General features: G+C 73.0%; 5 protein-coding genes. All 5 read left to right on the forward strand.

The window, feature by feature from the left end; genetic code table 11:
* Window positions 1–539: efflux RND transporter periplasmic adaptor subunit (locus tag L2I40_RS19065; RefSeq protein ID WP_237216767.1), on the forward strand; the 539-nt coding region annotated here is incomplete at its 5' end.
* Complete coding sequence (gene devC / locus L2I40_RS19070; protein WP_237216768.1) at window positions 536–1801, forward strand: ABC transporter permease DevC; 1266 nt, start codon at window positions 536–538, stop codon at window positions 1799–1801. The genes L2I40_RS19065 and devC, both read left to right, overlap by 4 nt.
* Window positions 1802–1967: 166 nt before the next feature.
* Entirely contained in the window at window positions 1968–2657 is a 690-nt protein-coding gene (locus L2I40_RS19075; protein ID WP_237216769.1) for an ATP-binding cassette domain-containing protein, read from the forward strand.
* A gap of 81 nt (window positions 2658–2738) precedes the next feature.
* On the forward strand, window positions 2739–3950 hold the full coding sequence (locus L2I40_RS19080) for an MFS transporter (protein ID WP_237216770.1): 1212 nt from the start codon (window positions 2739–2741) through the stop codon (window positions 3948–3950).
* Window positions 3951–4095: 145 nt separating this feature from the next.
* A complete protein-coding gene (locus L2I40_RS19085; RefSeq protein ID WP_272910987.1) occupies window positions 4096–4536 on the forward strand; it encodes a helix-turn-helix domain-containing protein in 441 nt (146 codons plus the stop codon).
* Window positions 4537–4857: the final 321 nt, after the last annotated feature.

The following is a 4857-nucleotide window of genomic DNA, read 5'->3' on the forward strand; positions in this document are numbered from 1 at the left end:
GCGCCCGCTTCATCGCCAACCGCACGCGGGCCGAGCGCATCGAGGCGGAGGCGGTGCTCGAGACGCTGTCGCGCCCGCGGCCGGAGGATGTCGCGCTGGGCGAGGCGGAACTCGCCGCGGCCGAGGCGACGCTCGCACGTGCACGCGCCGAGGCGGCGCTGGCGCGACTGACCGCGCCGATCAGCGGCACGGTGATCCGGGTGATCGCGCGCGCGGGCGAGCGCGCGCCGAACGACGGCGTGGTGGAGATCGCGGATCTCTCGCGCATGGATGTCGTCGCGGATGTCTATGAGACGGACCTGCCGCGGCTGCGGCTCGGCGCACCGGCCGAGGTGGTGGTGCCGGGCGAGGCGGCGCGCTTCCCCGCGACGGTGCGCGAGATCGGCTGGCAGGTGCGCCGTACGACGCAGGCCGGGACGGATCCCGTCGCGGCGGTGGATGGGCGCACCGTCGAGGTGCGGCTGGCGCTGGCGCCGGAGGCGGTGCAGGCGCTGTCGCGGCGATCCAACATGCAGGTCCAGGTGGCGATCCGGCCATGAACGAGGTGCCGGATCCCGCCAAGCTGCTGCCCTGGGCGCCCGAGCGGATGGGCGAGTCGGTGTCGCGCGCCGCGCCGGCGCGCAACGCGCCCGGCTTCGGCGCCGCGACGCTGTTCGCGCTGCGCCTCGCCTGGCGGCAGCTGCGCAGCGAGAAGGCGCGGCTGGCCTCGGCGATCGCGGGCGTGCTCTTCGCCTGCGTGCTGGTCTTCATGCAGCTCGGCTTCCGCAATGCGCTGTTCGAGAGTGCGACGAACCTGATCGGCAGCATGCGCGGCGACCTGTTCCTGATGCATCCGATGACCACGGCGAGCTTCCGGCCCGAGCCGCTGCCGCGCGTGCGCGCGCAGCAGGCGCTGGCGCTGCCGGAGGTGGATCGCGCCGTGCCGGTCTACCTGGCGCAGGCGACGTGGCGGAATCCGGTGGACGGGACGCGGCGGGCGATCCAGCTGATCGGCGTGGACACGGCGGCCGGCGTGCTGGACTTCCCCGGCCTCGCGCCGCTGGTCGATCCGTTGAAGCCGGCCGACACCGTCGCCTTCGACGTCCGCTCGCGCCCTGAATTCGGCGACATCGGGCGGCTGCTGGCGGAGCGCGGGCCCTTCGAGGTGGAGGTCGGCAACCGCAAGGTGACCGTGGTCGGGCTGGTGGAGATCGGGCCGAGCTTTGGCGCCGACGGCAACCTCGTGCTGTCGGAGGTGAACTTCCGGCGCATCGCGACGCAGCGGCAGCCCTCCGCCGTGGACCTCGTCGCGATCAAGCTGCGCCCCGGTGCCGACCTCGTCGCCACGCAGCAGCGGCTGCGCGAGGTGCTGCCGCCCGACGTGATGGTGCTGACGCAGGCGGAGCTCAACGCGCATGAGCGCGGCTATTGGGAGAACGCGACGCCGATCGGCTTCATCTTCACCTTCGGCAGCCTGATGGGCCTCGTGGTCGGGATGGTGATCGTCTACCAGATCCTGTTCAGCGACGTGGCGAGCCACCTGAAGGAATACGCGACGCTGAAGGCGATGGGCTATTCGGGCTTCTACCTGGCGCGCGTGGTGCTGGGCGCGGCGCTGATCCTGGCGATCGCGGGGTTCCTGCCGGGGCTCGCGCTGTCGACCTTCCTCTACGACTTGGTGGGCAGCGCGACCTTCCTGCCGCTGCGCATGGAACCGGCGCTGGCGCTGACGGTGTTCGGGATGATCTTCAGCATGTGCGCGATCGCGGGCCTGCTCGCCGTGCGCAAGCTGCGCGATGCCAATCCGGCGGATATGTTTTGATGAGATATCTGTGCCCTCAGGCGCCGGGCGGCCGCTCCGCGGCCTTGGCTTCGCGCGGGCGACTGGACTCCCCGGCGGCACTGCCGGTCTGCGCGCGGCGGCCATTCGGCCGCTCGCCCCGCGTTGCACGCGGGGCGCATGATCGCGTCGTCATTGCGGGGCGCTCGTGAACCCCGTCGAGCTGCGCGGCGTGGGATACGCCTATGGCGAGGGCGAGCTGCGGCGGCCGGTGCTGCGCGAGGTGGACCTGACGGTCGGCGCCGGCGAGATCGTGCTGCTGACCGGGCCGTCGGGCAGCGGCAAGACGACGCTGCTGACCCTGATCGGCGCGCTGCGCGCGATGCAGGAGGGCAGCGCGCGCGTGCTCGGCGTCGAGCTGAACGGCGCGTCGGAACGCGCGCGCGTCAACCTTCGGCGGCGCATCGGCTTCATCTTCCAGAACCACAACCTTCTCGGCTTCCTCACCGCGCGGCAGAACGTCGCGATGGCGCTGGAGCAGGACGGCGCCACGAGTGAGGGCGCGCGACTCGCGCGTGCCGGCGAACTGCTGGCCGCGGTCGGCCTTGCCGGGCACGAGGACCGGCTGCCGGCCAAGCTCTCCGGCGGGCAGCGGCAGCGCGTCTCGGTGGCGCGCGCGCTGGCGACCGAGCCTGGCCTCGTGCTGGCGGACGAGCCGACGGCCGCACTCGACAAGGTCAGCGGGCACGAGGTGGTGCAGCTGCTGCGCAACCTGGCCAAGTCGCGCGGCGTGCCGATCCTGCTCGTCACCCACGACCCGCGCATCCTCGACATCGCCGACCGCATCGTGGCGATGGAGGATGGCCGCATCGTCACGGCGGACGAGGTGCCCGGCTAGGCCGAGGTGATGGCGCCCGGCTATTGAGGGCGGCGGCCGGCGCTGCGAAGCTTCCGCCCGCTACTGCACCGGGTGGAAACGTTGGACGCGGGACGCAACGTCCTCGCCTTGCCGGAATTCCGGCGGCTCTGGCTCGTCGGCCTCGCGGTCTCCGTCGCGCGCTGGCTCGAGATGCTGGTGGTCGGCGTGGTGGTCTTCCAGGCCACCGGCTCCGCGCTGCTGGTCGCGGCGATGACGCTGCTGCGCCTGGCGCCGATGGGCCTGTTCGGCATGCTGGTCGCGGTGCTGGCGGAGCGCCTGCCGCGCCGGATCTCGCTGCGCTTCATCCTCGCCCTGCAGGCGACGGCGGTGGGGACGATGGCCGTGCTGGCCGCGATGGACGCGCTCGAGGTCTGGCAGGTGGCGGTCGCGTGCTTCGTCGGTGGCCTCGGCTGGGCGACCGACAACCCGGTCCGGCGCATGATGGTCGGCGAGGCGGTCGGCGCGGCGCGGATGGGGCCGGCCATGTCGCTCGACGTGCTCGGCAACAATGCCAGCCGGGTCAGCGGCCCGGCGCTCGGCGGCGCGCTGCTTGCCGCCTTCGGCCCGCACGCGGCCTTCTGCCTGTCGCTGCTGCTCTACCTCGTCGCGATCGCCATCGCCTGGCGCATCGGCGTCGGCGCGACCGTGGGCGAGAGCCGTGGCGAGCCGATCCTGCGCGGCATGCGGGACAGCGTCGGGCTGGCGGCCCGCAACGAGCGCCTGCGCGCCGTGCTGGTGGTGACGGTGGTGTTCAACCTCTTCGCCTGGCCCTGCACCAGCATGATCCCGGTGATCGGCCAGGCCGGCCTCGGTCTCGGCGCGTCCGCGATCGGGGTGCTGGCCAGCATGGAGGGGGTCGGCGCGCTCGCCGGCGCGGCGCTGATCGGGGCGCTGGCGCGTCCGGGCATCTACCCCGCGATCTACGTGGCCGGAACGGCGCTCTACCTTGCCGCGATGGTCGCCTTCGCCCTGGCGCCCGGTGCGGTGCCGGCCGGCGCCGCGCTGCTGGTCAGCGGGATCGCCGGGGCGGGCTTCGCGACGATGCAGGCGACGCTGAGCTACCTGGCCGTGCCGCCCGAGGCGCGGGGGCGGGCGCTCGGTGCGCTCTCCACCGCGATCGGGACCGGACCGCTGGGGTTCCTGCAGATCGGGCTGCTGGCTGAATGGCTCGGCGCCGGCCCGGCGACCGTCCTGGTCGGCCTCCAGGGCCTGCTGGCGCTGGCGCTGACCTGGCCGCTCTGGCGTGTCGTTTTCACGGAAGCCAGGGCCTGATCCTGATGGACGAGGCGCGGTGACGCACTAGTGTGTTCCCGGAGAAGGCGAAACTCACGCGCTTGTCATGCACGCGCCGGTGGAACGCATGCGCTGCTGGAGCATTGCAGGCGTCGGTGATCAACCGGGCAGGGACGTGAAGAAGATGGCCATTGCAGAGACCGAGCGCCGAGCCGGCGGCAGCGGGTCCGCCGAGCGTCCGGGCCAGCGCGCCAACGCGGCCGACCGCCACGTCGGCGCGCGGATCCGCGAGCGGCGCGTGATGATGGGACTCTCCCAGCAGCAGCTCGCGAAGATGATCGGCGTCACCTACCAGCAGGCCCACAAGTACGAGCGGGGGCTGAACCGCATCTCGGCCGGGCGCCTGTTCGAGATCGGCCAGGTGCTGGGCGTGCCGGTGTCGTGGTTCTTCGAAGGGCTCACGCCCGAGGCGGAAAGCCACGAGGCGAGCCCGCGGCAGCGCATGTGCCTGGAACTCGCGCGCAACTTCGCGCTGATCGACAACGAGAAGCACCAGGAGGCGCTGAGCCAGATGGCGCGCGCCCTGGCCGCGCAGTCGCAGGCGGAGCGCGACGGGCGCGGCTGACCGCGCCGTCCACGCGAGTCCACCGGATCGGGCCGACGCCCCGGGGTTGCACACCCGGGGCGTTCGCGCATGCGCGGGTTGGGAACCTGCGCGCGGGCAGCACGTTTCGGTTGGGCAGGGGCGCAGCGCAGGGGCGCGCCGCCCGCCGCGGACGGGTTCGGGACATGCCGCAAGAGAGATTGGTTGCCGGTGAGCGGCGAGGGCGCCGCGTGCGGCGCCGGTCGCGCTGGGTGGTCGCCGCAGGTGCCCTTCTTCTCGGCGCGCTGCTCTGGGGCGTCCTGGCGGGGCCGGGTGGACCGCCTCCGGCGCGACCGTTGGGCC

Source organism: Falsiroseomonas oryziterrae (assembly GCF_021864505.1).
Taxonomy (GTDB): Bacteria; Pseudomonadota; Alphaproteobacteria; order Acetobacterales; family Acetobacteraceae; genus Falsiroseomonas; species Falsiroseomonas oryziterrae.

What these genes read in the sequence shown, in the direction of transcription:
- devC (WP_237216768.1), top strand. Translation starts at nt 536, where the DNA reads ATGAACGAGGTGCCGGATCCCGCCAAGCTGCTGCCCTGGGCGCCCGAG.
- L2I40_RS19085 (WP_272910987.1), top strand. Translation starts at nt 4,096, where the DNA reads ATGGCCATTGCAGAGACCGAGCGCCGAGCCGGCGGCAGCGGGTCCGCC.